24 protein-coding genes, 1 tRNA gene and 1 pseudogene are annotated in these 24612 nt (G+C 55.5%); 16 read left to right on the forward strand and 10 right to left on the reverse strand.

The window, feature by feature from the left end:
- Nucleotides 1-69: 69 nt before the first annotated feature.
- The 3 genes from FJU30_RS01825 to puuE are packed head-to-tail and all read left to right on the forward strand — an operon-like array spanning nt 70 to nt 2528.
- A complete protein-coding gene (locus FJU30_RS01825; protein ID WP_150433726.1) occupies nt 70-786 on the forward strand; it encodes a GntR family transcriptional regulator in 717 nt (238 codons plus the stop codon).
- A 1-nt stretch (nt 787) separates the two neighbouring features.
- Nucleotides 788-1525, forward strand: coding sequence for an aspartate/glutamate racemase family protein (locus tag FJU30_RS01830; RefSeq protein WP_150433727.1), 738 nt, complete (start codon nt 788-790; stop codon nt 1523-1525).
- A gap of 43 nt (nt 1526-1568) precedes the next feature.
- Nucleotides 1569-2528, forward strand: coding sequence for an allantoinase PuuE (gene puuE / locus FJU30_RS01835; protein WP_150433728.1), 960 nt, complete (start codon nt 1569-1571; stop codon nt 2526-2528).
- 565 nt (nt 2529-3093) lie between these two features.
- Here puuE and cgtA read toward each other — a convergent pair.
- From cgtA to rplU, 4 genes are all read right to left on the reverse strand, one after another.
- Entirely contained in the window at nt 3094-4266 is a 1173-nt protein-coding gene (gene cgtA, locus FJU30_RS01840) for an Obg family GTPase CgtA (protein ID WP_150433729.1), read from the reverse strand.
- A 344-nt stretch (nt 4267-4610) separates the two neighbouring features.
- Entirely contained in the window at nt 4611-5579 is a 969-nt protein-coding gene (locus tag FJU30_RS01845) for a DMT family transporter (RefSeq protein ID WP_150433730.1), read from the reverse strand.
- Nucleotides 5580-5667: 88 nt separating this feature from the next.
- Nucleotides 5668-5925, reverse strand: coding sequence for a 50S ribosomal protein L27 (gene rpmA, locus FJU30_RS01850; protein ID WP_150433731.1), 258 nt, complete (start codon nt 5923-5925; stop codon nt 5668-5670).
- 19 nt (nt 5926-5944) lie between these two features.
- Nucleotides 5945-6256 carry a 50S ribosomal protein L21 gene (gene rplU / locus FJU30_RS01855; protein ID WP_150433732.1) on the reverse strand — a complete coding sequence of 104 codons (312 nt, stop codon included), beginning with the start codon at nt 6254-6256 and terminating at the stop codon, nt 5945-5947.
- Nucleotides 6257-6530: 274 nt separating this feature from the next.
- Here rplU and ispB point away from each other — a divergent pair, with 274 nt between their 5' ends.
- Nucleotides 6531-7502, forward strand: a complete 972-nt coding sequence (gene ispB / locus FJU30_RS01860; RefSeq protein WP_150433733.1) for an octaprenyl diphosphate synthase — start codon at nt 6531-6533, stop codon at nt 7500-7502.
- Between the two features lie 28 nt (nt 7503-7530).
- On the opposite strand, the gene FJU30_RS01865 is transcribed toward ispB, so the two are convergent.
- Nucleotides 7531-7911, reverse strand: a complete 381-nt coding sequence (locus tag FJU30_RS01865) for a DNA-binding protein (protein WP_150433734.1) — start codon at nt 7909-7911, stop codon at nt 7531-7533.
- Nucleotides 7912-8285: 374 nt separating this feature from the next.
- Here FJU30_RS01865 and FJU30_RS01870 point away from each other — a divergent pair, with 374 nt between their 5' ends.
- Complete coding sequence (locus tag FJU30_RS01870; protein WP_150433735.1) at nt 8286-8504, forward strand: hypothetical protein; 219 nt, start codon at nt 8286-8288, stop codon at nt 8502-8504.
- 235 nt (nt 8505-8739) lie between these two features.
- Complete coding sequence (locus FJU30_RS01875) at nt 8740-9003, forward strand: helix-turn-helix domain-containing protein (RefSeq protein ID WP_150433736.1); 264 nt, start codon at nt 8740-8742, stop codon at nt 9001-9003.
- Nucleotides 9004-9063: 60 nt separating this feature from the next.
- Here the strand turns inward: FJU30_RS01875 and mdh are convergent, their stop codons facing one another.
- Nucleotides 9064-10002 (reverse strand): malate dehydrogenase, encoded by a 939-nt coding sequence (gene mdh, locus FJU30_RS01880; protein WP_150433737.1) that lies wholly within the window; start codon nt 10000-10002, stop codon nt 9064-9066.
- Between the two features lie 466 nt (nt 10003-10468).
- Between mdh and argR the strand changes: the two genes are divergently transcribed.
- Entirely contained in the window at nt 10469-10939 is a 471-nt protein-coding gene (gene argR / locus FJU30_RS01885; RefSeq protein WP_150433738.1) for a transcriptional regulator ArgR, read from the forward strand.
- A 115-nt stretch (nt 10940-11054) separates the two neighbouring features.
- On the opposite strand, the gene tsaD is transcribed toward argR, so the two are convergent.
- Nucleotides 11055-12068, reverse strand: a complete 1014-nt coding sequence (gene tsaD, locus FJU30_RS01890; protein ID WP_150433739.1) for a tRNA (adenosine(37)-N6)-threonylcarbamoyltransferase complex transferase subunit TsaD — start codon at nt 12066-12068, stop codon at nt 11055-11057.
- Between the two features lie 260 nt (nt 12069-12328).
- On the opposite strand from tsaD, the gene rpsU reads away from it, so the two are divergent.
- The 3 genes from rpsU to rpoD all read left to right on the forward strand — a co-directional run bounded on the left by rpsU (nt 12329) and on the right by rpoD (nt 16401).
- Complete coding sequence (gene rpsU, locus FJU30_RS01895; protein WP_001144069.1) at nt 12329-12544, forward strand: 30S ribosomal protein S21; 216 nt, start codon at nt 12329-12331, stop codon at nt 12542-12544.
- A 122-nt stretch (nt 12545-12666) separates the two neighbouring features.
- Nucleotides 12667-14415 carry a DNA primase gene (gene dnaG / locus FJU30_RS01900; protein WP_150433740.1) on the forward strand — a complete coding sequence of 583 codons (1749 nt, stop codon included), beginning with the start codon at nt 12667-12669 and terminating at the stop codon, nt 14413-14415.
- A gap of 153 nt (nt 14416-14568) precedes the next feature.
- The gene (gene rpoD / locus FJU30_RS01905; RefSeq protein ID WP_150433741.1) at nt 14569-16401 is read left to right on the forward strand and encodes an RNA polymerase sigma factor RpoD; all 1833 of its coding nucleotides are present in this window, start codon (nt 14569-14571) and stop codon (nt 16399-16401) included.
- Nucleotides 16402-16453: 52 nt separating this feature from the next.
- On the opposite strand, the gene mug is transcribed toward rpoD, so the two are convergent.
- The gene (mug, locus tag FJU30_RS01910) at nt 16454-16960 is read right to left on the reverse strand and encodes a G/U mismatch-specific DNA glycosylase (RefSeq protein WP_150433742.1); all 507 of its coding nucleotides are present in this window, start codon (nt 16958-16960) and stop codon (nt 16454-16456) included.
- 141 nt (nt 16961-17101) lie between these two features.
- On the opposite strand from mug, the gene FJU30_RS01915 reads away from it, so the two are divergent.
- A tRNA-Ile gene (locus FJU30_RS01915) sits at nt 17102-17177 on the forward strand.
- A gap of 197 nt (nt 17178-17374) precedes the next feature.
- Nucleotides 17375-17740, forward strand: a complete 366-nt coding sequence (locus FJU30_RS01920; protein ID WP_150433743.1) for a hypothetical protein — start codon at nt 17375-17377, stop codon at nt 17738-17740.
- 904 nt (nt 17741-18644) lie between these two features.
- Here FJU30_RS01920 and FJU30_RS01925 read toward each other — a convergent pair.
- Nucleotides 18645-19139 (reverse strand): annotated as a pseudogene (locus FJU30_RS01925) (IS256 family transposase); the annotation flags it as partial.
- A 288-nt stretch (nt 19140-19427) separates the two neighbouring features.
- On the opposite strand from FJU30_RS01925, the gene FJU30_RS01930 reads away from it, so the two are divergent.
- The gene (locus FJU30_RS01930; RefSeq protein ID WP_150433744.1) at nt 19428-21041 is read left to right on the forward strand and encodes an ABC transporter substrate-binding protein; all 1614 of its coding nucleotides are present in this window, start codon (nt 19428-19430) and stop codon (nt 21039-21041) included.
- Between the two features lie 25 nt (nt 21042-21066).
- Here the strand turns inward: FJU30_RS01930 and FJU30_RS01935 are convergent, their stop codons facing one another.
- Nucleotides 21067-21771: a GntR family transcriptional regulator gene (locus FJU30_RS01935; RefSeq protein WP_150433745.1), complete on the reverse strand. Its 705-nt coding sequence runs from the start codon at nt 21769-21771 to the stop codon at nt 21067-21069.
- Between the two features lie 211 nt (nt 21772-21982).
- On the opposite strand from FJU30_RS01935, the gene FJU30_RS01940 reads away from it, so the two are divergent.
- From FJU30_RS01940 to FJU30_RS01950, 3 genes are read left to right on the forward strand one after another with little or no spacing between them, the layout of a single operon-like run.
- Nucleotides 21983-22582: a peroxidase-related enzyme gene (locus FJU30_RS01940; RefSeq protein WP_150433746.1), complete on the forward strand. Its 600-nt coding sequence runs from the start codon at nt 21983-21985 to the stop codon at nt 22580-22582.
- 1 nt (nt 22583) lies between these two features.
- Nucleotides 22584-23816 carry a MalY/PatB family protein gene (locus FJU30_RS01945; RefSeq protein WP_191091518.1) on the forward strand — a complete coding sequence of 411 codons (1233 nt, stop codon included), beginning with the start codon at nt 22584-22586 and terminating at the stop codon, nt 23814-23816.
- A 48-nt stretch (nt 23817-23864) separates the two neighbouring features.
- Complete coding sequence (locus FJU30_RS01950) at nt 23865-24602, forward strand: aspartate/glutamate racemase family protein (protein ID WP_150433748.1); 738 nt, start codon at nt 23865-23867, stop codon at nt 24600-24602.
- Nucleotides 24603-24612 lie beyond the last annotated feature (10 nt).

A 24612-nucleotide genomic window follows, 5' to 3' on the forward strand; every position in this document is an offset into this window, starting at 1 on the left:
ATTTTTGTATACAAAAATAAAAATATAAGTATACGATCATTGTATCCAATATCTTTACCGGAGCAGGTGATGAAGAGTGAAACAGGACTGAAAACGTCGGCAGATCTGATGGATAAGGACGAACCGATCTATCAGGCGCTGCTGACGGCGATCGTCGAACATCAGCTACCGCCAGGCAGTAAGCTGCCCGAGGAAGCGCTATCCGAGGTGTTCGGCGTGAGCCGTACCGGTATTCGCAAAGTGTTGCAGCGCCTTGCCGCGGTGCAAATGGTGACGCTGACGCCCAAACGTGGTGCGCAGGTAGCCACGCCGGGCATGGAAGAGGCGCAGGATATTTTCCGCAGCCGCTCGTTGATCGAATGCGCCAACCTGCCCTTCGTGCTGGAACACTGTCGTTCGACGCATCTGGTGGCGCTGGAACGGCTGAATCAGCAGGAGCAACAGGCGCATCTCGATTACAACGGTCCCGCCGCCATTCGGCTGTCCGCCGCTTTTCATATTCAGCTGCAGGCCATTTCCGGCAATCAGGTGCTGACCGAACTGGTCATGCGCCTGAGCCAGCGCTCTTCGCTGGTGGTTGCCGCCTGGGGCGCGCCCTGGCAGCAAGGCTGCCGCTGCGACGACCACGATCGGATCATTGCGCTGCTGCGCGAAAAAGCGCTGCAGCCGCTGACCGACGCGTTGCGCCATCATTTTGATCACATTCTCGCCAGTCTGCGCTTTGAACGCAGCGGCGAAACCGTACCGGATTTCGCCCGGCTGTTCGCCCGGCAGAAAGAGAGTTGAAATGGCAAAGCAGATTATTCAGGTGATTAATCCCAACACCAGCCAGGCGATGACCGAAACGATCGCTCAGGCCGCGCGCGCCGTGGTCTCGCCCGCCAGCGAAATTCTGGCTGTTTCGCCGTCGGCCGGGGTCGCCTCTATCGAAGGCCACTTCGACGAGGCGATCGCCGCCGTTGGCGTGCTGGAACAGATTAAGGCCGGGCGCGAACAGGGCGTTTGCGGACATGTCATCGCCTGCTTCGGCGATCCTGGCTTGCTGGCCGCCCGGGAGCTGGCGCGGGGGCCGGTAGTGGGCATCGCCGAGGCCGCGATGCATATGGCGAGCATGGTGGCCACGCGATTTTCTATCGTCACGACCTTGCCGCGCACGCTGATTATCGCCCGCCATCTGCTGAGGCAATATGGGTTTGAACACCAGTGCGCGGCGTTGCACGCCATCGACCTGCCGGTGCTGGCGCTGGAGGACGGCTATGGGCTGGCGCGGCAAAAGGTACGCGAATATTGTATACAATCAAAACGTCAGGATGGCATCGGCGCTGTCGTACTGGGCTGCGGCGGCATGGCGACGCTGGCGCGCGAACTGACGCTTGAATTAGGCATACCCATAGTTGATGGCGTCGGCGCCGCCGTCAAAATGGTGGAGTCTTTGCTGGCTCTCGGTCTGACGACCAGCAAGCACGGCGATCTGGCATGGCCAGTGGCGAAATCCCTGAGCGGCCCGTTCAGCGCGCTGAACTGATCCCGCTCATCCCCCGTTACCGCATCTGATCAGGACAATGACCATGAACCCGTCTGACAAACAGCAGGAATACGATTTTAATCAGGATTACCCGCGCGACATGATCGGTTATGCCGGCCGGCCGCCGCACGCCGCCTGGCCGGGCGGTGCGCGTATCGCCGTCCAGTTCGTACTCAACTATGAAGAGGGCGCGGAGAATAACGTACTGCATGGCGACGGCGGCTCCGAACAGTTTCTCTCCGATATCATCGGCGCCGCCAGCTACCCGCAACGCCATATGTCGATGGAGTCGCTGTATGAGTACGGTTCGCGCGCCGGTTTCTGGCGCATCCATCATGAATTTCAGCGGCGAGGCCTGCCGTTGACTATATTCGGCGTCGCCATGGCGCTGGCGCGCCATCCGCCGGTGGTTGAAGCGATCAAAGCGGCGCATTACGACGTGGTCAGCCACGGCTGGCGCTGGCTGCACTATCAGGATATGGACGAAGAGAGCGAACGTCGTCATATGCAACTGGCGGTGGAAACGCTCACCCGCCTTTTCGGTCGCGCGCCGTCCGGCTGGTATACCGGACGCGACAGTCCGGCCACGCGCCGGCTGGTGGTTGAGCACGGCGGGTTCACCTACGACAGCGATTACTATGGCGACGATCTGCCCTTCTGGACGCGGGTCGCCTGTAGCAATGGCGCGGTGAAACCGCACCTGATCATTCCCTATACGCTGGAAGCGAACGATATGCGCTTCGCCACGCCGCAGGGATTTAACACGGCAGAACAATTTTATACCTATCTGAAGGACAGTTTCGATGTGCTGTACGAGGAAGGCGCAACACAACCCAAAATGATGTCGATCGGCATGCATTGCCGGCTGTTGGGTCGGCCAGGACGCTTCCGCGCGCTGCAGCGCTTCCTGGACTATATCCAGCGACATGAAAAGGTGTGGATCTGTACGCGCGAGGAAATTGCCAGCCACTGGCTACGACACCATCCGGCGCCGGAAGACTGACAGTCAAAAAAGGACGGCCGAAACGCGCTTTCGTCTGCTGGCAACGTTCGTTATCAAGGGAGAACGCGGCGAGGAAGCGTAGCGGCGTTAGCCGCCGGAATGCCCCCTAGTGCGGCAGGTCCGGGTATCCCGGACCGATCGGCGAATTGTCAGCGGCCGCAGAGAGGCGGACTGAAACCCGCCTCAGACTGATGACAACGTTCGTTATCGAGGGAGAATGCGGCGCGGGGAAGCGTAGCGACGTTAGCCGCCGGAACGCCCCCAGGTGCGGCAGGTCCGGGTATCCCGGACCGATCGGCGAATTGTCAGCGGCCGCAGAGAGGCGGACTGACACCCGCCTCAGACTGATGACAACGTTCGTTATCGAGGGAGAATGCGGCGCGGGGAAGCGTAGCGGCGTTAGCCGCCGGAACGCCCCCAGGTGCGGCAGGTCCGGGTATCCCGGACCGGTCGGCGAATTGTCAGCGGCCGCAGAGAGGCGGACTGAAACCCGGCTCTCTGCGGTTTGGCGCGGGAAGGCGTTATGTCCGGCCGCGCAAACGGCTGGTCGTGAGCTTAAACGCGATCAGTGCTGGTAGACAGTTTCTACGCCGTCCTCGTCGTCCTCATCCCAGTCATCGTCCCACTCTTCCTCAGCCTCTTCCTGCGCCTCGGCCAGCTGCTGGCGATGATAATCATCCCACATGAATTCCACTTTTTCTGGTGCGCTCTCCTCAGCCAGCGCCTGTTTAGGCTGCTGATTAAGGAAGTTCATCACGTTCCAGCACAGTTCGTTCACGCCCTGTCGGTTGACGGCGGAGATCAGATAATATTTCCCTTCCCAGCCCAGCGCCTCGGCAATCGCTTTCGCACGCTGTTCCGCTTCCGTCTTATCGATCAGATCCGTTTTATTGAACACCAGCCAGCGTGGCTTGTCCGCCAGCTTAACGCTGTACTGCTGCAACTCATTCACGATCACTTGCGCATTTTCGACCGGATCGGATTCATCGATCGGCGCAATATCGATCAGGTGCAGCAAGACGCGACAGCGCTCCAGATGTTTCAGGAAGCGAATCCCCAGGCCAGCCCCTTCGGAAGCGCCTTCGATCAACCCCGGAATATCGGCGACGACAAAACTCTGTTCGCTGTCCATCCGCACCACACCAAGACTGGGCGCCAGCGTGGTGAACGGATAGTCCGCCACTTTCGGTTTGGCGGCAGACACGGCGCGAATAAAGGTGGATTTGCCGGCATTAGGCAGCCCCAGCATCCCCACGTCGGCCAGCAGCAGCAATTCCAGCAGCAGCTCTCGCTCTTCACCCGGCGTACCGTCGGTTTTCTGACGCGGCGCCCGGTTAACCGACGATTTAAAACGGCTATTGCCCAGACCGTGCCAGCCGCCCTTCGCCACCATCAAGATCTGACCGTGGCGCGTCATATCGCCCAGCACTTCGCCGGTGCTCTGATCCTGTACGCGAGTCCCGACCGGCACCTTGATGGTGACGTCCTTGCCGCGTTTGCCGGTGCAGTCACGGCTCTGGCCGTTCTGGCCGCGTTCGGCGCGGAAAGATTTCTCAAAACGGTAATCAATCAGCGTATTCAGGTTTTCATCGGCCTGCAGGTAAACGTCGCCGCCATCGCCGCCGTCACCGCCATCAGGGCCGCCATTGGGGATATATTTCTCACGACGGAAGCTAACGCAGCCATTACCGCCATCACCCGCCACGACCAGAATCGTCGCTTCATCTACAAACTTCATTTACTTTCTCCGCGAAAAACCAATATACCCAATAGATTCGGGCTGCAGGACGTTACGACCCGATAAACGCACTCAATGAGTGAAATCGGACCAACGAACGCGGCCAATGCACCTGTAGACGGGTATAGCGTTTTTTGACCTGTATTATGTCATTTATTGGTTCTTTTCGGCGTAATTCCAGATTTCGTGACAGACAGCGTCACAGCCTTCGTCATCAAAACCGCCACGCGCCAGAACCGGCTCAGGCAAGGGAGCGCATTGTACCCGCTTCTCCCTGGGATTGCATCTGTATTAAAAATAGGCAACCCCGCGCCGCGCGGCGGCTGCCGCCGGACGTATGGGCGTCAGCCGGGGCCGACCGGCGGAATCAGCGGTTTGCGGGGCGCCTTGCGCCACCACAGCCGGTGGCCGATAGCGGAAAACATCGCGCCGGACACCACCACAAAAGCGCCGATATAGCCGATCAGATTAAGATCGGGCATGACAAACACATCAGGCCAAATCAGCGCCAGAAGATCGGAAAAGAACAGCGTAAACAGCGGGGTAAGCGTGACAATCGCGCTTACCTGCGCCGCCTGCCAGCGCGCCATCGCCTCGGCCAGCGCACCATAGCCCAACAGGGTATTCGCCCCGCAGAACAGCAGGCAGGCCAGCTGCCAGCTGCTGAGCTGGAAAATCACCGAAGGATGGGACAGCGGCGTAATCGCGACAATGCACAGCACATAAAGCAGGAATAAAATTTGCTGCGAGGTTAAACGGCGCAGCAGTACTTTCTGCGCCACGCCATAGGTCACCCATACCGCGGCGGCGCATACGCCCAGCAGCACGCCCAGCGTGTACTCGGTCAGACGGGTAAAAATCTCAATCAGACTGGCATTAAAAAACATAACCAACCCGACGATCAGCATAACCGCGCCAATCACCTGAGTTACCCGCATTTTTTCTTTAAGAATCAGCACACTGGCAAACATCATTCCCACCGGGGAAAGCTGGCCGATAACCTGGGACGCCGTCGGGCTAAGATACTGTAACGAGGAACTGAAAAACATGAAATTGCCCAGCAACCCGCCGGAAGCCACCAGCAACAGAATCAGCCAGCGTCGGCGGCGAAACAGCTTCAGCGGCGGGAGTTTCTTCTGCCAGCTGAGAATCAGCGTCAGACCAATACCTGCGATAAAATACCGGTACCAGACGACGGTATAGGGCTCCATGACGGCCAGAACCTGCTTCATGGCTATCGGCAACGCTCCCCAGCATATTGCCGTCGTCAACGCCAGGGCAAGGCCTATGCCAGCATGCTGTTTCGCGCTCATCTCGCCTCTCTGATCCTTCCCCAAAGCAGAATGTAAAAAGCCCCGCAATAAATTGCGGGGCTTAAATCTGTTGGCTTAAACGCGAAAATTATTCAGCGACGATGCTGATAAATTTACGGTTTTTCGGGCCTTTTACTTCAAATTTTACTTTGCCGTCAGCCAGAGCAAACAGAGTGTGGTCTCTCCCGCAGCCTACGTTGCTGCCGGCGTGGAACTTGGTTCCGCGCTGACGAACAATGATGCTGCCAGCCAGGACTGCCTCTCCGCCAAAGCGTTTCACGCCCAGACGTTTACTTTCTGAATCACGGCCGTTACGAGTTGAACCGCCAGCTTTTTTGTGTGCCATTAATCCGCTCTCCTAAAACTTAAGCGCTGATGCCGGTAATTTTCACGTCAGTGAACCACTGACGATGGCCCTGCTGCTTACGGTAGTGTTTACGACGACGAAATTTAACAATCTTAACTTTCTCGCCACGACCATGAGCAACGACTTCAGCTTTAATCTTACCGCCATCGACGAATGGAACGCCGATTTTGATATCTTCACCATTGGCGACCATCAGAACCTGGTCAAACTCAACCGCTTCACCAGTTGCGATGTCCAGCTTTTCCAGGCGAATGGTTTGACCTTCGCTGACTCGGTGTTGTTTACCACCACTTTGGAAAACCGCGTACATAAAAAACTCCGCTTTCCGCGCACTCCACGTATGATTATCCAGAGCGCGCTATAAATATTCACAATAGGGCGCGAATTCTACGCAAAAATCCCCCGGATGACAAGTGCAGAATAAAGCAACGAGAAGAAAAAGAATCACGCGCCTTAACTGGCGTTTATCTGCGGCATTTTTCAAGTACAATCAGCCACACTGTTTCCGTTATACAGCGCCACGAACAGCAATCGCAACACGATGTGGCACTGTGAAGAAAAGAAAAACCTGGCTGACAAAAACAATGAATCCAGAACAAATTACCGAGTTAACCAGCGAGGATATGACCGCCGTGAACGGGGTTATCCTTGAACAGTTGAACTCCGATGTCGCACTGATTAACCAGCTCGGCCACTATATTATCAGCGGCGGAGGTAAGCGCATTCGTCCCATGATCGCCGTTCTCGCGGCGCGCGCGCTGTCTTACCAGGGCGATAAACATATCACCGTAGCGGCGCTGATCGAATTTATTCACACCGCAACGCTGCTGCATGACGACGTGGTGGACGAATCGGACATGCGGCGGGGTAAGGCGACGGCCAACGCGGCGTTTGGCAATGCGGCCAGCGTGCTGGTCGGCGACTTTATTTATACCCGCGCGTTTCAAATGATGACCAGCCTGCAGTCGCTGCGCGTGCTGGCCCTGATGTCGGAAGCGGTCAACGTGATTGCGGAAGGCGAAGTCCTGCAACTGATGAACTGCAACGACCCGAACATCAGCGAAGAGAGTTACATGCGGGTGATTTACAGCAAAACCGCGCGTCTGTTTGAGGCGGCTTCGCAGTCCTCGGCGATTCTGGCCGGCGCCAGTCCGCAGCAGGAACAGGCCCTGCAGGACTACGGCCGCTATCTGGGCACCGCTTTTCAGCTGATTGACGATCTGCTCGATTACAGCGCCGATGGTAAAACGCTGGGCAAAAACACCGGCGACGATCTCAATGAAGGCAAACCGACGCTGCCCCTGCTGCACGCCATGCACCACGGCACCCCGCAGCAGAGCGCGCAGATCCGCCAGGCCATCGAACAGGGCAACGGCCGGCATTTGCTGGAGCCGGTGCTGGAAACGATGCAGCAGTGCGGCTCGCTCAGCTATACCCGTCTGCGTGCGGAACAGGAAGCGGATAAAGCCATCGCCGCCCTGCGGATTCTGCCGTCAACCCCCTACCGCCTTGCGCTGGAAGGGCTCGCTCACCTTGCCGTACAGCGTGACTTCTGAATCCTGACAGGGACCTGCGCCCGTCGCGCTATGCCAGCGTATCGGGAGCCAGGCCCAGACGAGCCAGCATCGCCACCAGTCCTTCGCGCAGTATGAAGTTCACCAGCTGTTCCTGCTCTTGTTGCGAACACTGCTGAAAAACCTGTACCCATACGGCCAGCGGATCCGGTTCTTTTTCCACCCGATACTCGGGCGACGCCTGTTCCTGCATCAGCAGAGCGTGCCTCACCGGCTCCGGCAGGCTTTCAAAAGCATATTCAACGCCGCGCCCCTGAACCCCTTTGCGCCGTCGCTTCTCCCAGCCGTCTTCCCTCGCCCGCTTATTCAGCCCCTGCGGCGATTTCGGCAAACCGCCGATGCCGAGCAACTCAGCGGGAGCAAACCATGACTGTTGCTTATCCTTTTTCATACCTTTTCATTCCAGTTTTGTTGTGCTTCTCAAAACATTTTTTTTCAGGAAAAATATGAACACGTTCTGTTTAAGTTTCCATATAATAGCTTATCGTTATCTAAACGGCTAACGATTCAATGTTAGCCGTATCGATAAATCAATAAAAAAACGCCATGTTGAAATAACAAAGACAGCGGATAACCGGCAGGATATAAAGAAACACGTTAGATAAACGCGTTACATAAAGCAGCATCAAACATGGAAATATACCGTTCCCCGTCAGGGCAGAGCCAGGCGGTAAATAAGATCCGCACCGTCTCTCATTTGAATTATTGCCGGATTCATGTTGGCCGAAACCAGCGTTGCCGACGGATACAATCGGGGGAGTAAGCGTGGCGCAAGGGGAAATAAAATCAATATATAACAATCGATTAAATGAAATCATCAGCACCAATAGCGAACCGAATGGCTATCCGGCCACGTTAAACTGGAACCTTTATCGCCGCGAATCAAACATGCACCAATCTATTTTTGTCCGGTCGCGCGCGCCGTTTCGTCATGATATTCCATTTTTGCATCGTCCCTTCGCATATATGCTCACGCCCGTCTGAAAGAAAAATTTCTTCTCTATCAATTCCCTGGCTGACCATACGTTTTTCATCGCCATTCATTCTAATAGTGCTATTCATAGCAAAAACAAATTTATCAGGAAATTAATTGAAAACCATTTGGAAATTTGATGCTATATTGTTTCTCAATAATATATTCTCATTAGTCAGGTTTTTAACTAGTTCATCTTAGTTAAACCGCTAATTAAGTTAGTCCTACAGAAAGAAGGGAAGGCTTATGAACTCAAGGAACAATGACTGGCATCCTGCGGATATTATTGCTGCTCTACGAAAGAAAGGAACAACGCTGGCTGCGGTGTCTCGCGCCGCCGGGCTAAGTTCATCAACCCTGGCCAACGCGCTGTCACGCCCCTGGCCGAAAGGGGAATGGCTTATTGCCGATGCGCTAGGCATTCATCCTTCTGAAATTTGGCCCAGCCGCTACTACGATCCTAAAACCAACCAACTCCTGGACAGGAAAAAGCTGATACGTCCCAGCTAACCGGAAAGCCGGAGATAAGCCATCTCCGGCTTTTCCGTGATATATCCTGCTCCATGGCGGTTAACTTCTCACAAAGGCTTCACCTAACTCGATATCTTTGTTCAGCACATCCAGCATGCTGTCCAGAGACTCCTGTTCATAGCGGCTCAGCGGACCAATATCCAGAAACTCCGCAATACCGTTTTGGCCCAGCAGAACCGGTTGAGCGAAGAAGCGGGTATAGTGTCCGTCACCCTCAACATAGGCATATTCGACAATATTATTTTCCCCCAGCCGCGCGCGCACCAGCGAAAGCGCGAAGCGAGCCGCAGCTTCGCCCATCGACAACGTGGCCGAGCCGCCGCCGGCCTTCGCCTCCACCACTTCCGTACCGGCATTCTGAATGCGACGAGTTAGCTCGACCACTTCCTGTTCGCTAAAGCTGATGCCTTCCACCTGCGACAGCAACGGCAGGATCGTCACGCCCGAATGGCCGCCGATGACCGGCACATGCACATCCTGCGGCTGTTTGTTTTTTAACCCGGCGATAAAGGTGCTGGAGCGAATAACGTCCAGCGTGGTCACGCCAAACAGCTTGTTTTTATCGTAAACGCCTTCCCTGAGCAGTACATCGGCGGCTATCGCCACGGTAGTATTGACCGGGTTGGTGATGATGCCGATAAAGGCCTGCGGGCAGGTATGAGCGATCTGCTCCACCAGATTACGGACAATCCCGGCATTGACGTTAAACAGATCGGCCCGATCCATGCCGGGCTTACGCGCCACGCCGGCAGAAATCAGCACAACGTCCGCGCCGATCAGCGCAGGCCTGGCATCTTCGCCGCAAAAGCCTTTGATATCAACGGGAGTAGGAATATGGCTCAGATCGACGGCCACGCCTGGCGTTACCGGCGCGATGTCATAGAGAGATAATTCTGAACCTGAAGGAAGCTGGGTTTTCAGGAGGAGAGCGAGCGCCTGCCCGATACCGCCCGCGGCGCCAAGAACTGCAACTTTCATTCTGTACTCCTTATTATCATAAAGTGAAGAAGTGCCGTGAATTCATCTGATTAGGATTTAATATCAGGACAAAGATAAAGACAATTTTCTTGCCCTGAGCTTGCGATATCGGACACTAAAAAAACAGCTTATGCCCTTAATAATAAATGAAAACGTGCCAATTATTTGAAAGGTAATTAAAGTTATGTGATGTGTGCACAAACCAGGCGCATTCTGGCGTAATTTTCTACATCACAGCGGTTGACGCGTGCGTGCCAAGGCCAGTTTGATAACATTTTAATTACATTTATGTGAGCTGATACGCACATTTTCCGCTGCGGCGGCTTCGCGATAAAATTCGGCCCAATGTTGATGACGCCGCATCATTTCCGTTTTGTTTCTCAATTTATACGCATTGATATTGAATAAAAATGCATCCATCTGCATAATGGCACGCTCGATAAAGCTAAAAATAACGGGTGGCCGTATGCGTAATTCCACAAAACAAGATGATCTGATCAAAGCGTTCAAAGCACTGTTAAAAGAAGAAAAGTTCAGCTCTCAAAGTGAAATTGTGCAGGCATTGCAGGACGAAGGGTTCGAGAATATCAACCAGTCCAAGGTTTCCCGTATGCTGACTAAATTTGGCGCCGTGCGCACGCGCAACGCTAAAATGGAAATGGTCTACTGCCTGCCTGCCGAACTGGGCGTACCGACCGCCACCAGTCCGCTGAAAAACCTGGTATTGGATGTGGACTACAACGATTCAGTCGTAGTGATCCATACCACACCGGGAGCGGCGCAGCTCATCGCGCGCCTGCTGGACTCGCTGGGTAAAGCGGAGGGGATTTTAGGCACCATTGCCGGGGACGACACCATCTTCACCACCCCGGCGAAGGAATTCAGCGTAAAACAACTGTACGACACTATACTGGCCCTGTTCGAGCAGGAACTGTAAGTCTCGTCGACCGCCGATTTACGCGGCGCCGTTCTTTTTTCCCACCGATGCCAGGGGACGGCAAGCCAACGGACGCGCCGCCCCACGGCCTTAACCCCCCCGGCAGGCGCCGCCGTCACAGCGCAGGTAACTCCGCCAGCGGCCAGCGCGGACGCACGCTGACCGCAAGATCGTCTTTACTGCCGTGACTCAGGCGTACCATACCGGCATAGGCAATCATCGCGCCATTATCGGTGCAGAACGCCGGTCGGGCATAAAACACCTCCCCGCCGCGCTGTTCCATTACGGTCTGCAGTCGCTGACGCAGCGCACGGTTGGCGCTCACCCCACCGGCCATCACCAGCCGACGAAAACCGGTCTGATCCAGCGCCCGGCGGCATTTAATCGCCAGCGTATCCACTACCGCATCTTCGAAGGCTCTGGCGATATCCGCCCGGGTCTGATCGTCGTCGCCGCTGTTGCGAATGGTATTGGCCGCGAAGGTCTTCAGACCGGAGAAACTGAAATCCAGCCCCGGCCGGTCTGTCATCGGGCGCGGAAAAGTAAAGCGCCCTGGCTTCCCCTGCTGCGCCATTTTCGACAACAGCGGACCGCCGGGATAATCCAGCCCGAGCAATTTGGCGGTTTTATCGAACGCTTCGCCGGCGGCGTCATCAATGGATTCGCCCAGCAGTTGATACTGACCGACGCCGGTAACGCTAATCAGTTGGGTGTGGCCGCCGGACACCAGCAGCGCGACAAAAGGAAACGGCGGCGGATTATCTTCCAGCATCGGCGCCAGCAGGTGCCCTTCCATATGATGAACCGGTATGGCCGGCACGTTCCAGGCAAACGCCAGCGCCCTGCCGACCGTTGCGCCGACCAGCAGAGCGCCGACCAGCCCGGGGCCGGCGGTATAGGCCACGCCGTCGATATCGCCGGGGGTTAAATCCGCCTCGCGCAGGGCGGCCTGGATCAGCGGCACCGTTTTGCGCACGTGATCGCGTGAAGCCAGTTCGGGCACCACGCCGCCATAGTCGGCGTGCAGTTTCACCTGGCTATATAACTGATTGGCGAGCAGACCGGCCCGATCGTCATACACGGCCACCCCGGTTTCATCGCACGAGGTTTCAATCCCCAGAACACGCATTGCAATTCCTGTTTTCCTGTCTTATGTTCGGCGGCGCGGCGCATAGCCCGGGTTCGCCGGGAACATGCTATACTTGCCCGCCCGCCTGCCAGCGCGCAGTGTAGCATAAAGCGCAAGGATCGGCTCTGGCCGGGGCCGGAGGTTTTATGTTCGCCCGGGCACTTTACAAGTACTGTCCTGATGCAGTAGAATTCCGCACCATTTTGAAAATGGCTGGCACAACGCCAGCGACAAACCGAATTTACTGAGGTGAGAGGCACATGCCGGTAATTAAAGTACGTGAAAACGAGCCGTTCGACGTAGCTCTGCGTCGTTTCAAACGTTCCTGCGAAAAAGCAGGAGTTTTAGCAGAAGTCCGTCGTCGCGAGTTCTATGAAAAACCGACGACTGAACGCAAACGCGCAAAAGCTTCTGCCGTGAAACGTCACGCGAAGAAACTGGCTCGCGAAAACGCACGCCGCACTCGTCTGTATTAATTTTCTGGAGGGTGACCTCCATCGCGTGATTAATCCGCAGACTTAGCAGTTGCATACGAAGGCCGTGCTTTCCGAAAGGAAGCGCGGCTTGCTGTCGTTTATAAGCTAACATTCAGGGGCTTATGGCTGGACGAATTCCACGCGTATTTATCAATGACTTGCTGGCTCGAACCGACATCATCGACCTGATCGACGCGCGGGTAAAGCTGAAAAAGCAAGGCAAGAATTATCACGCCTGTTGTCCGTTCCATCACGAGAAAACCCCCTCTTTCACCGTAAACGGCGATAAACAGTTCTACCACTGCTTCGGCTGTGGCGCACACGGTAACGCCATTGATTTTTTGATGAATTACGACCGACTCGAATTCGTCGAAAGCATTGAAGAACTGGCGACGATGCACGGTCTGGAAGTACCGTATGAAACCGGCACAGGCCCGACGCCGCTGGAACGCCATCAGCGCCAGAGTCTGTACCAGTTAATGGATAAGCTCAGTGCGTTTTACCAGCAGTCGTTGCGCCAGTCGGGCGGCTCCGCGGCGCGTCAGTATCTTGAGCAGCGCGGGTTGAGCGCCGAAGTCATCAACCATTTCGCCATCGGTTTTGCGCCGGCCGGCTGGGACAACGTATTAAAACGTTTTGGTCAGCACCCGGACGACAAAAGCACACTGAACGATGCCGGCATGCTGGTGACTAACGATCAGGGCAGAATGTACGACCGCTTTCGCGATCGCGTTATGTTCCCTATTCGGGATAAACGCGGCCGCGTGATCGCCTTTGGCGGCCGGGTGCTGGGCGACGGGGTGCCCAAATACCTGAACTCGCCCGAAACGGAAATTTTTCATAAAGGCCGCCAGCTGTATGGCCTTTACGAGGCGCAGCAAAACCATCCGGAACTGGCGCGTCTGCTGGTTGTTGAAGGCTATATGGATGTGGTGGCGCTGGCGCAGTTTGGCATCGACTATGCCGTTGCGTCGCTGGGAACCTCCACCACCGCCGAACATATTCAGCTGTTGTTCCGCGCCACCGATAACGTGGTGTGTTGCTACGACGGCGACCGGGCCGGGCGCGAAGCGGCATGGCGAGCGCTGGAAACCGCGCTGCCATGGCTGAACGACGGGCGTCAGTTGCGGTTTATGTTTCTGCCTGACGGCGAGGACCCCGATACGCTGGTGCGCAAAGAAGGCCGGGAGGCCTTTGAACAGCGAATGGAGCAGGCGCAGGCGCTGTCGGTGTTTCTGTTCGAAACCCTGCAGCAGCAGGTGGACATGAGCTCGCCGGAAGGGCGCACCAAGCTTAGTACTCTGGCGTTGCCGTTGATTGGTCAGATACCGGGCGAAACGCTGCGGCTTTATTTGCGCCAGCAACTGGGCAACAAACTGGGTATTCTGGAAGACAGTCAGTTGGATCGTCTGCTTCCCAGACAGGCGGAAAATGCGCAACCCTACCAGGCCCCCCGGCTAAAACGCACAACCATGCGTATACTAATAGGACTGCTGGTGCAAAATCCTCAGTTGGCCGCACAGGTGCCGGCGCTGGAGGGGCTTACTTCATCGAAAACCGCCGGTCTGCCGCTGTTTATCGAGCTGGTGAAAACCTGTCAGGCGCAGCCGGGATTGACCACGGGGCAACTGCTGGAACAGTACAGAGATAATAAATTAAGCCATCAGCTTGAAACTCTGGCGACATGGAACCACATGATCGTAGAGGAAAAGATAGAAGAGACATTTGTCGATACGCTGGCCAGTCTGTACGACCAGATTCTGGAACAGCGGCTTGAAACACTCATAGCCCAGGCGCGTACTCAGGGCCTGACGCCGGAAGAACGAGCGGAAGTGAATGCCCTGAATCAGGTCCTGGCAAAAAAGAAATGATTTCCGAGGCTTAATTGCCGATAAAGAGTGGGAAAGCGCCCCACCAATGCCGCAGCAGGGGCCGCGGCGATAAGTGAAAGCCCCAAATGTTATTGTTGGCAATTATCGCCGACCAACACCAACCCATATACTCTGAAGTGTGGATACCGTCTTATGGAGCAAAACCCGCAGTCACAGCTTAAGCTACTTGTCACCCATGGTAAGGAGCAAGGCTACCTGACCTATGCTGAGGTCAATGACCATCTGCCGGAAGATATCATCGACTCCGATCAGATCGAAGACATCATCCAGATGATTAATGACATGGGCATCCAGGTGATGGAAGAAGCACCTGATGCCGATGATCTCATGCTGGCAGAAAATAATGCCGACGAAGATGCGGTAGAAGCCGCGGCTCAGGTTCTGTCCAGCGTTGAATCCGAGATCGGTCGCACCACCGACCCGGTGCGCATGTATATGCGCGAAATGGGTACCGTCGAACTGTTGACCCGTGAAGGCGAAATTGATATTGCCAAACGTATCGAAGACGGTATCAACCAGGTCCAGTGTTCCGTGGCCGAATACCCGGAAGCGATAACCTATCTGCTTGAACAGTACGATCGCGTCGAGGCGGGCGAAAGCCGCCTGTCCGATCTGATTACCGGTTTTGTCGATCCGAACGCGGAAGAAGATATCGCGCCGACCGCTACCCATGTGGGCTCGGAACTGCCCAGCGAAGAGATCGACGACGAAGACGACGACGATGACGACGACGACGATGCCGATGATGATAACAGCATCGATCCGGAACTGGCCCGTCAGAAGTTTTCCGATCTGCGTGAACAATACGAAACAACCCGCCAGGTAATCAAGGCCAACGGACGCAGCCACGCGCTGGCGATGGACGAAATCCAGAAGCTGTCAGACGTGTTTAAACAATTCCGTCTGGTGCCGAAACAGTTCGACTTCCTGGTCAACAGCATGCGCTCAATGATGGATCGCGTGCGCACTCAGGAACGTCTGATCATGAAGCTGTGCGTGGAACAGTGCAAAATGCCGAAGAAAAACTTCGTCAATCTGTTCGCCGGCAATGAAACCAACGACAGCTGGTTCAACGCCGCCATTTCTCTGGGCAAGCCCTGGTCTGAGAAACTGAACGACGTTGCCGAAGAAGTGCATCGCGGCCTGCAGAAACTGCATCAGATTGAGGAAGAAACCGGTCTGACCATTGAACAGGTCAAAGACATCAACCGCCGTATGTCGATTGGCGAAGCGAAAGCGCGCCGGGCGAAAAAAGAGATGGTAGAGGCGAACCTGCGTCTGGTTATCTCCATCGCCAAAAAATACACCAACCGCGGTCTGCAATTCCTCGATCTGATCCAGGAAGGCAATATCGGTCTGATGAAAGCCGTTGATAAATTTGAATATCGCCGCGGCTATAAATTCTCCACCTACGCCACCTGGTGGATCCGTCAGGCCATTACGCGCTCTATCGCCGACCAGGCCCGTACTATCCGTATTCCTGTGCATATGATTGAAACGATTAATAAACTCAATCGTATTTCACGCCAGATGCTGCAGGAAATGGGGCGTGAACCGTCGCCGGAAGAGCTGGCCGAGCGGATGCTGATGCCGGAAGATAAGATCCGCAAGGTGCTGAAAATCGCCAAAGAGCCGATCTCGATGGAAACCCCGATCGGCGACGATGAAGATTCGCATCTGGGCGATTTTATTGAGGACACCACGCTGGAACTGCCGCTGGATTCCGCCACGTCGGAAAGCCTGCGCTCCGCCACGCACGATGTGCTGGCCGGCCTGACGGCGCGTGAGGCCAAAGTGCTGCGTATGCGCTTCGGTATCGATATGAACACCGACCACACGCTGGAAGAGGTGGGCAAGCAGTTTGACGTAACGCGTGAACGTATCCGTCAGATCGAAGCGAAAGCGCTGCGTAAACTGCGCCACCCGAGCCGTTCCGAAGTACTGCGCAGCTTCCTGGATGATTAATCCGTAGCCGCCGCACGGTCGCTCTCATCATAACCCCCGCCTCCGGCGGGGGTTATTTTTTATCGGTATTCAGCGCGTCGTACAACTCCCGATAACTCGCGCTCAGCGCCTCCAGCGTGGCGCGGTTCAGCCCGCTGGGGTTGGGCAACACCCAGAGCCGGGTTCTGCCGATGGTCGTCGCCTGGCGACCCCATGCCACCTTCCTGACGCCAAACGCCTGACTGAACGCCTGCTTGCCGAGCACGGCCAGCGCGGCGGGCTGATAACGCGCTATTTTGGCCGTTAAATCGGCGCCGCCCTGACGCAGTTCATCCGCACGCAACTCCGCCGCGCCCACGGTCGCCCGCGCCACCAGCGCCGTAATGCCGCAGCGATAAGTCAGCAGCAGCAGCTCTTCCTGCGGCGACAACAAACGACCGGTAAACCCGGCCTGATAGATCGCCTTCCAGAAACGATTGCTCGGATTGGCGAAATGGTAGCCCTGCGCGGCGGACGATAGCCCCGGGTTGATGCCGCAAAACACCACGTCCAGATTGTCGGCCAGAATATCGTTAATCATACTGCGTTCCGTTATTGCCTTTTATGCGGTTATCGCAAAATCCGCCAATGATTACAACAGACTATTGTGAACAGAAAACAAGCACATGGCGGAACAACAGTAGACCTGCCGCCGGAGATTGCCGTATAATCACGCCCGCGCGGCCCCTTAGCTCAGTGGTTAGAGCAGTCGACTCATAATCGATTGGTCGTTGGTTCAAACCCAACAGGGGCCACCAGAATTTATCAAGGGCTTGCGTGAAAACGCTGGCTCTTTTTTATTGCGCTGATAGCCGGGAAGCACGAAAAACCGCATAAGGAAATTAATACGGCACACTGGACTTATAGACAAAGCTTGCTTATAGCCCTTCTAATGCTGCCCCTTGTGGTATTTGCAGCGCCCACGCCTGAGTCAGTTATCAAAGGCCACCTCTCAGTGGCTGATTGGCAGTATATCGCCCGAAAAGTTGCAGCAGGCGAAAAGGACTGGTTGGCTGTTGTGCCAACCCTTGCATCAAAGGCTAACCGCCAACAAGCCGATCAACTGGAGGATGCGTTGTCTACAGCCCTCCCGGTTAATACCAAAGGCGTGTTATCCGCGTTGCGCATACTGGATTCCGGAACATATCCTGAAATGCGCGGTACTGATATTGTTTGTGTATTGAAAGTTGTGAAACCCGGTAAAGGGGCTGATACGTACTATGCCAATACCCGACTCGCGCTACTGGATGAACCTATAGGGGCAGAGTGCCTTTGGAATCTTGAGGGCGTTTGGGAAGAAGCGAAACAGGAGCAAAAATAGCAGTACGTCAACGCTATGTACCCCGAACTGAATAGCGTTGACACCTTACAGGCAACTTCGCGTTTTATCTTATGAAAATTTAGGGGTAAAAAGTGCGAATCAGCCTGCGAAAAACCTGTATAGGTCTGTATATCGCCATTAACACTTTTTCGCTTGCTCGGGAAAAACCGTAACAAATCGAGACATCCCACACTTGACACTTTCCCCCCAAATTCAGTGACGGCGCGGCTTTATTCCGGCCGACATTTTTGTGGGGGATGGCAAGTGTAAATCCATCGGTTTCATTTTTCTCGATTTTCCACCAGGCGCTTTCGCCCACGTGAAATTGGGTGGCATAAGAGAACGAAGACTTTATCCTTCCAGATGACTCAAAAGGGACAACCCGGAGGTTTATTATTTTCTTTCGCCATTTGATTATTATTTCCTTTATTTTCTGGCAAAGCCGGCATAAGAATCCTTCGAGGAAGCGCTTCACGTGAAGATGACACAGGGAATGCCGGCCTTTAATCAGACATTGAATTTAGTCGAGAAAGAAACTAATGGACAAGCATCCTGAAAAATCAGGAAATAAGAGAAAAGTAATATTTATATTACTTGAGGGCTTCATAATATACTCACTGGGTTTTGGTTCCTGTTTTGTATTTTTTCGACACATGGACAGCGCGGCTTATTTATATCAGTCCTTCTGTTGTCGCCGGCTATCTGATAATAAAAACTTTGCCTGAAAAACCAGAATAAAGCCCTTGCGGGCTTTCCTTTCTGATAAATAAAAAGATATGCGGAGTCCGGTCTGCATCACCTCTCTGCCAGCTACAGTGACTGGCCCCGTCTATCAGAAACACTCTCCGGGCTATTCAGAAAATACTCAAGCCGGCGACAGGCGATATCAAAATACTGCTGGCTCATCTTCCATCGCTGCCCCGTAAACCGCCTTCAGGTCACGGGTGACGGCTCTGTAATCCTTCCAGGACACGAATCGCAGGCTGTTGCGAACCATATGCACGATGCACAGCTGGATACGCGTCTCCGGGCAGACCACGTTGATGGCGTCAGGCAAGCCTTTCAGACCGTCAACGCAGGCGACTGGAATGTCGTTCAGGCCTCTGTTTTTCGGCTCCGTCAGTACATTCAGCCAGAACTTCGCCCCTTCATTTTCCGCCAGCCACATACCCGGCAGCGATTTCTGACCTTCGATATTGATGCCCAGGGCCAGGAACACGGATTTGTTGATGACGCGGCTGTCCTGGCGGACCTTAAGGACAATACAGTCAGGATAAACAATGGGATAAAGACTATCCAGCGGCCGATTCCGCCATTCAGCAACCTGTTCCATCACCGCGTCCGTGACCTTTGAAATCAGGGCGGGCGACACATCCGTTCCGTCCAGTCTCAAAGTGATCTTTTGACGGCATGCGCCGTAATATCAACCTAACAAACTGAAAAAAATAATCATTAGTGATTTTGTCATTCTGAATAACCGCGTTTTCATCGAGTAGTCAGAAGATTTAACCAGAGGCATAACGTCTTCCTGTTGGCGCAAATTTTCCCTGCCGGCATTTGCATTATCTGAGAATCCTTATTATTTAAAGTTTATATTATATAAAGTATATATTTGTTAGCGTGACGTTGATGGTCATGGGCGTCACCCACGGCCCCGTTAGCTGATAACTATAAGGGGAATGTTTTTATGTCATGGTTAATGCAGGTCTCCCGCCGCGGATGCCCTCTTTTCGTGGCTTTTCTGAGTCTGCTGGCGCTGAACGCCAACACCAGGGCCGATACGATACCGCCCCATACCGGCGGTACGCTGACGTTTATCCTGCCGAGCGAGCCCTCCACCCTGGTATCCCTGGCGACTGTCGCCCAGCCGGTAATAGCCGTAAGCAGCAAAGTTAGCGAGGGGCTACTTACCTACGATTACAATCTTAATCCGCTGCCCCAGTTGGCGACGTCGTGGGAGATCAGTCCGGACGGTAAAACCTATACTTTTCATCTGCGCCCCGGAGTGAAGTGGCATGACGGACAGGATTTCACCTCCGCCGACGTTGCCTGGTCCATTGAATTGCTGAAAAAAGTCCATCCGCGCGCCAGCAGCACCTTCGCCAACGTGATACAGATAAAGACCCCCGACCCGCTGACCGCGGTATTGGAGCTGTCTCATCCGGCACCGTATTTATTGCGGGCTTTCGCCGCGGGCGAGACGCCGATCGTTGCCAGGCATATCTATGAGGGAACCGACGCGCTGAAAAACCCCAACGGCAATGCCCCGATCGGCACGGGACCCTATATTTTCAGCGAATGGGTACGCGGCAGCCACGTGATTTTCAAACGCAACCCTAATTATTGGGACAAACCGAAACCCTATATCGATCAGCTTGTTGTGAAATTTTCCACGGATTTTGTGGTGCGTTCGCTGGCGCTGGAAACCGGTCAGGCCGATATTGGCTATCGTACGCCGGTAGCGCTGAGCGACCTGAACCGGCTGAAAGAAAAAACCAACCTGGTATTCGATACCAGGGGAAATAATTACTCTTATAGCGTGGCGTCGCTGCACTTCAATCTCGACGATCCCCATTTCAGCAACCTGAAAGTGCGTCAGGCGGTGGCCCATGCCATCGATCGCGACGCGCTGCTGCGGGTGGTCTATTTCGGCTACGGTACGGCGACCGCTACCCCCGTCGCCCCGGGGCTGAAAACGTTTCACAGCACCGCGCCCTCCCCTTATCCTTATGACGTGGCCGCCGCCAACCGGCTGCTGGATGAAGCTAACTATCCGCGCGGCGCTGACGGCACGCGCTTTCGCGTAACCCTTGATTACAGTACCTTTGACGACACGTTCAGGCGTAATGCCGAGTTTATCCGCTCGGCACTGGCTAAGGTCGGCATTGCCGTCACCCTGCGATCGCAGGATATCGCCACCTATGCCAAACGGGTATTTACCGACCGCGACTTTTCTCTGGTCAGCGATCAATATGCCAACCTGTACGATCCCACCGTTGGGGTGCAGCGTCTTTACTGGTCGAAAAACTTCCGCATCGGAGTGCCATTCACCAACCTGTCCCACTACCATAACGATAAAGTGGATCAACTGCTGGAAGCCGCGCAAACCGAAAATGACCCGGACAAACGAATCGCGCTATTTAATGAGTTTCAGAGCATTATTCAGCGCGAGCTGCCGGATATAAATCTGGTTTCGCCGCAGTTTATTACCATCGCCAACCCGCGGGTTCACGACCATTCCCCCACCGCCGACGGGCTGGAAGGCAACCTCTCATCAGTATGGCTTGATCCTGCGCCCTGAATGACGTCAATGCGTGAAGGGGCGGTTATTCGGCCTTTTCACGCAGAAAAAAACGGGCGCCGTTAAGATGACGTGACAGCAAGGCGGCGCAAAGGTCGCCGTCTTTGTCGATAATCGCCTGCAGGATAAGCGCGTGTTCCTGCGCCACCGCCTGCCAGTGTCCCTGCCGGTTGTTGCGCTGATTGCCCTTAAACCGGGTATGGTAGAGACGAGCGTTGAGGTTGCCATGCATCTCCACCAGCGTATCGTTATGGGATGCCCGCACCAGCGCCAGATGAAATTCCTGGTTGGCATGAAAATAGCGCAGGGATTCGCCGGCGTTAAACGCCGCCATCAGGGCCTTTTCCTGTTTTTGCAACGCCCGGATATCCAGCGCGGTAGCCGATTGCGCCGCCAGCCTGCCAGCCAGTTTTTCCATTTCGGTATACACCACCAGCATTTGTTCAATTTCCGCCGTATTCAGCGACGCCACCAATACCCGCTTATTGGGCTGCATTTCCACCAGCCGTTGCGCCGCCAGCATTTTCAGCGCCTCGCGCAGCGGCGTCTGGGAGATCTGCAGGGTTTCACAGATGGCCTGGACATTGATCGGCTCTCCCGGTTTCAGAACGTCCTGAATAATTAAATCTCTCACATACTCCGCCACCTGATCGGTCAGCGGCCGGCGGTCCATCGTAACGGCGGGCAGAGTCGGTTCACCGTGCGGGTGGGCGTCGTCCATTATTTCCATAGCGTCCTCAATTAAAAAGTGTCATCGGCCAGCGCCGCAGAAAGAGCCAGGCCGCCTGTTCGCCGCGGACTGGCGGCGATGCGCTATATGCGGCAGATGCAAATGGTTACCTGATAAAGTTTATACTATATAGATTATATATTTGTTAAGTTAGCTGAAACATAATTTGTTTGCGATATTTCATTAACTTAATGATATACAGGCGTTTATTATGACAGACATCACATCGACATCGGCAATTCCCTCTGCCGCCGCACTCTCCTGGCTACAGCTGGATTCTTTCGTTCCGACAGGAGAAGTGGATGAAATAATCACTCGTACGGCAGCCAAAGTCGGTCATCGTCGCAATATACAGCTGGTGCTGGCGCATAATCCGCCGGTGCTGATTGCCCAGGATGCGCTGAGCCGCGCGCTCAATCAGCCCGAAACGAGCGGACTCAGCCCCCGGGAACGGGAACTGATCGCCGTGGTGGTCAGCGTGGAGAACCGATGCGCGCCTTGTATTTTTGCCCATACCGCCACCCTGCGCCAGCTAAGCGGCGATCCGCTGTGGGTCGGGTTGCTGGAAGTCAACTATCGTCACGCACCGTTAACCGGGCGTGAACGGGCGCTGGCCGATTACGCATGGAAAATCACCCGCGCCCCGCAGGATATCGACTCAACGGATTTAGCAACGCTGCGCCAGGCCGGGCTAAGCGAACCGGCCATTCTGGAAGCCGCCGCCATTGCCGCTTATTTTAATTACAGCAACCGCCTGAACAGCGCGCTGGGTATCCGGCCTAATGCCGAAGCCTACGGAGAGGCGCGTTAATATGCCGCGAACAGCACCGCCACATGAGCCGGACGACCGGCAACATGCGCTGCGCGCCGGACGTTTCGCCGCCAATTTCTTATTGTCGCCCGAGACGCTGCGCCAGCGCCAGACCATGAAATGGCAGTTTTACCCACCGGAAATTTTACCGGCCTGGGTAGCCGAGATGGATTACGACCTGGCGCCGGCCATTGCTGATGTATTGCGCTGGTGGGCGCAGGCTCGGGAGGCGGGCTACCCATATCGCCAGCGCGATCGGGCCGAGATCGGACTGGCGCGCGCGTTCAGTCGTTATACGCTGCGGGCATTCGACTGGGAAACCGACCCGAATAATGTGCTGGCGGTGAATGAGCTGGTGCAGGCCATCTATCTGGCTATCATGGCGTTCAGCGAACCGGGAGAGGGCGTCTTGCTGCAAACGCCCTGCTACCCGCCGTTCTACCAGGCCATCGACGATACCGGCCGCAGGCTGCGCACCAGCGCGCTGGTGGATGACGGCAGCGGTTTCGCTATCGATTTTGAACATGCTGAACGCCAGCTGGACGCCAACACGCGTATCCTGATCCTGTGCAACCCTCATAATCCCACCGGCCGGGTCTTGCGCCGCGACGAACTGGAAAAGCTGGCGGATTTCGTCGAAGCGCACGATCTGCTGGTGATCGCCGACGAGATCCACGCCGACCTGATATATCCGGACAGACGCCATATCCCGTTCGCCACCGTGCGTTCATCGCTGGCGGCCAGAACCGTGACGCTCAATTCAGCCAGTAAAAGTTTCAATATTCCCGGTCTGCGCTGCGGCGTGATGTATTTCGGCACGCCTGAGCTGAAGCGTCGATTCACCCGGCGATTACCCGCCCGCCTTCTGGGCTATCCCGCGGGCATTGGCATTGACGCCACCGTCGCCGCCTGGGATGACGGCGAAGAGTGGCTCGGCGATCTGCGCCATTATCTTTACGATCGGCGCGCACAAACCCTGGCCGCCCTGCACGAACGCTTACCCCAGGCCAGGATCCGGACGCCCGAGGCCACCTATTTCGCCTGGCTCGATCTCAGCGAGCTCGCCTTGCCCGCGCCGGCCGGAGAGTGGTATCGGCAGCGGGCCTCGCTGGCGTTGAATGCAGGCGAGGCCTTCATCCAGGGCGGCGAACAACGGGTACGGCTCAATTTCGCCACCTCGGAAAACATACTGGCGCAGGTGCTCGGGCGGCTGATCGATTCAGATCGCTCATAGCCCGGCGCGCCAGGAACTCCCGATGCATAAGTTTAATAAGAGCAGGCCATGACAGAGATTAAGCATCCGTACCGCGACAATCAGGCCACGCTGGGCGTGCTGATGGTGAAAACGCATTTTCGCCGTTACCAGGGGGATATCGGCAATCCCGATACCTGGTCATTCCCGGTGCGCTACCGGGTAGTGGAAGACGCCATCCCTCAGCGCATGGGCCATCTGCAACAGCACAATTTGCTGGAGCCGTTTAAACGCGCGGCTCAGTCCCTGATCGATGAGGGCGTCGACGGACTGACCACCAGCTGCGGTTATCTCTCTTATTACCAGCAGGAGCTGGCCGCCTGGTCGCCGGTGCCCATCGTCACCAGCAGTCTGTTGCAATATTCGCTGGTGCAACGCCTGCTGCCGGGAGGTCGCAGGCCGCTGATCCTGACCTTCGACGAAACCACCCTGAAAGGGGATTACCTGCAAAAAGTAGGCATCCCGGTCGATGCGGCCGTCGCCGGCATCGATCCCGACTCGGAATTTGTGCGCTCCATCAGTAACGGCGACGACAGTATTCCCTGGCAGGTATTGGAATCCGATGTGCTGGCCGCCGCGGAACAGGCGTTGCGCCGCTTCCCCGCGACGGGAGCACTGCTGCTCGAATGCACGAATATCGCCCCTTTCAGCGCCTCGCTCTATGGTCGGTTTGGTTTTCCGGTATTTGATACCGTGACGCTGGTCAATGGTTTTCACGCCGCGCTCCGGCCCAGGCGCTACGACGGCGGCAAAACATGGAACCTATGATCACGGCCGC

The sequence above is a fragment of the Affinibrenneria salicis genome (assembly GCF_008710095.1).

Bases quoted from the DNA above. Each gene is read 5' to 3' on its own strand.
- FJU30_RS01825 (WP_150433726.1), top strand. From the start codon at position 70: ATGAAGAGTGAAACAGGACTGAAAACGTCGGCAGATCTGATGGATAAG.
- FJU30_RS01830 (WP_150433727.1), top strand. From the start codon at position 788: ATGGCAAAGCAGATTATTCAGGTGATTAATCCCAACACCAGCCAGGCG.
- puuE (WP_150433728.1), top strand. From the start codon at position 1,569: ATGAACCCGTCTGACAAACAGCAGGAATACGATTTTAATCAGGATTAC.
- cgtA (WP_150433729.1), bottom strand. From the start codon at position 4,266: ATGAAGTTTGTAGATGAAGCGACGATTCTGGTCGTGGCGGGTGATGGC.
- FJU30_RS01845 (WP_150433730.1), bottom strand. From the start codon at position 5,579: ATGAGCGCGAAACAGCATGCTGGCATAGGCCTTGCCCTGGCGTTGACG.
- rpmA (WP_150433731.1), bottom strand. From the start codon at position 5,925: ATGGCACACAAAAAAGCTGGCGGTTCAACTCGTAACGGCCGTGATTCA.
- rplU (WP_150433732.1), bottom strand. From the start codon at position 6,256: ATGTACGCGGTTTTCCAAAGTGGTGGTAAACAACACCGAGTCAGCGAA.
- ispB (WP_150433733.1), top strand. From the start codon at position 6,531: ATGAATCCAGAACAAATTACCGAGTTAACCAGCGAGGATATGACCGCC.
- FJU30_RS01865 (WP_150433734.1), bottom strand. From the start codon at position 7,911: ATGAAAAAGGATAAGCAACAGTCATGGTTTGCTCCCGCTGAGTTGCTC.
- FJU30_RS01875 (WP_150433736.1), top strand. From the start codon at position 8,740: ATGAACTCAAGGAACAATGACTGGCATCCTGCGGATATTATTGCTGCT.
- mdh (WP_150433737.1), bottom strand. From the start codon at position 10,002: ATGAAAGTTGCAGTTCTTGGCGCCGCGGGCGGTATCGGGCAGGCGCTC.
- argR (WP_150433738.1), top strand. From the start codon at position 10,469: ATGCGTAATTCCACAAAACAAGATGATCTGATCAAAGCGTTCAAAGCA.
- tsaD (WP_150433739.1), bottom strand. From the start codon at position 12,068: ATGCGTGTTCTGGGGATTGAAACCTCGTGCGATGAAACCGGGGTGGCC.
- rpsU (WP_001144069.1), top strand. From the start codon at position 12,329: ATGCCGGTAATTAAAGTACGTGAAAACGAGCCGTTCGACGTAGCTCTG.
- dnaG (WP_150433740.1), top strand. From the start codon at position 12,667: ATGGCTGGACGAATTCCACGCGTATTTATCAATGACTTGCTGGCTCGA.
- rpoD (WP_150433741.1), top strand. From the start codon at position 14,569: ATGGAGCAAAACCCGCAGTCACAGCTTAAGCTACTTGTCACCCATGGT.
- mug (WP_150433742.1), bottom strand. From the start codon at position 16,960: ATGATTAACGATATTCTGGCCGACAATCTGGACGTGGTGTTTTGCGGC.
- FJU30_RS01930 (WP_150433744.1), top strand. From the start codon at position 19,428: ATGTCATGGTTAATGCAGGTCTCCCGCCGCGGATGCCCTCTTTTCGTG.
- FJU30_RS01935 (WP_150433745.1), bottom strand. From the start codon at position 21,771: ATGGAAATAATGGACGACGCCCACCCGCACGGTGAACCGACTCTGCCC.
- FJU30_RS01940 (WP_150433746.1), top strand. From the start codon at position 21,983: ATGACAGACATCACATCGACATCGGCAATTCCCTCTGCCGCCGCACTC.
- FJU30_RS01945 (WP_191091518.1), top strand. From the start codon at position 22,584: ATGCCGCGAACAGCACCGCCACATGAGCCGGACGACCGGCAACATGCG.
- FJU30_RS01950 (WP_150433748.1), top strand. From the start codon at position 23,865: ATGACAGAGATTAAGCATCCGTACCGCGACAATCAGGCCACGCTGGGC.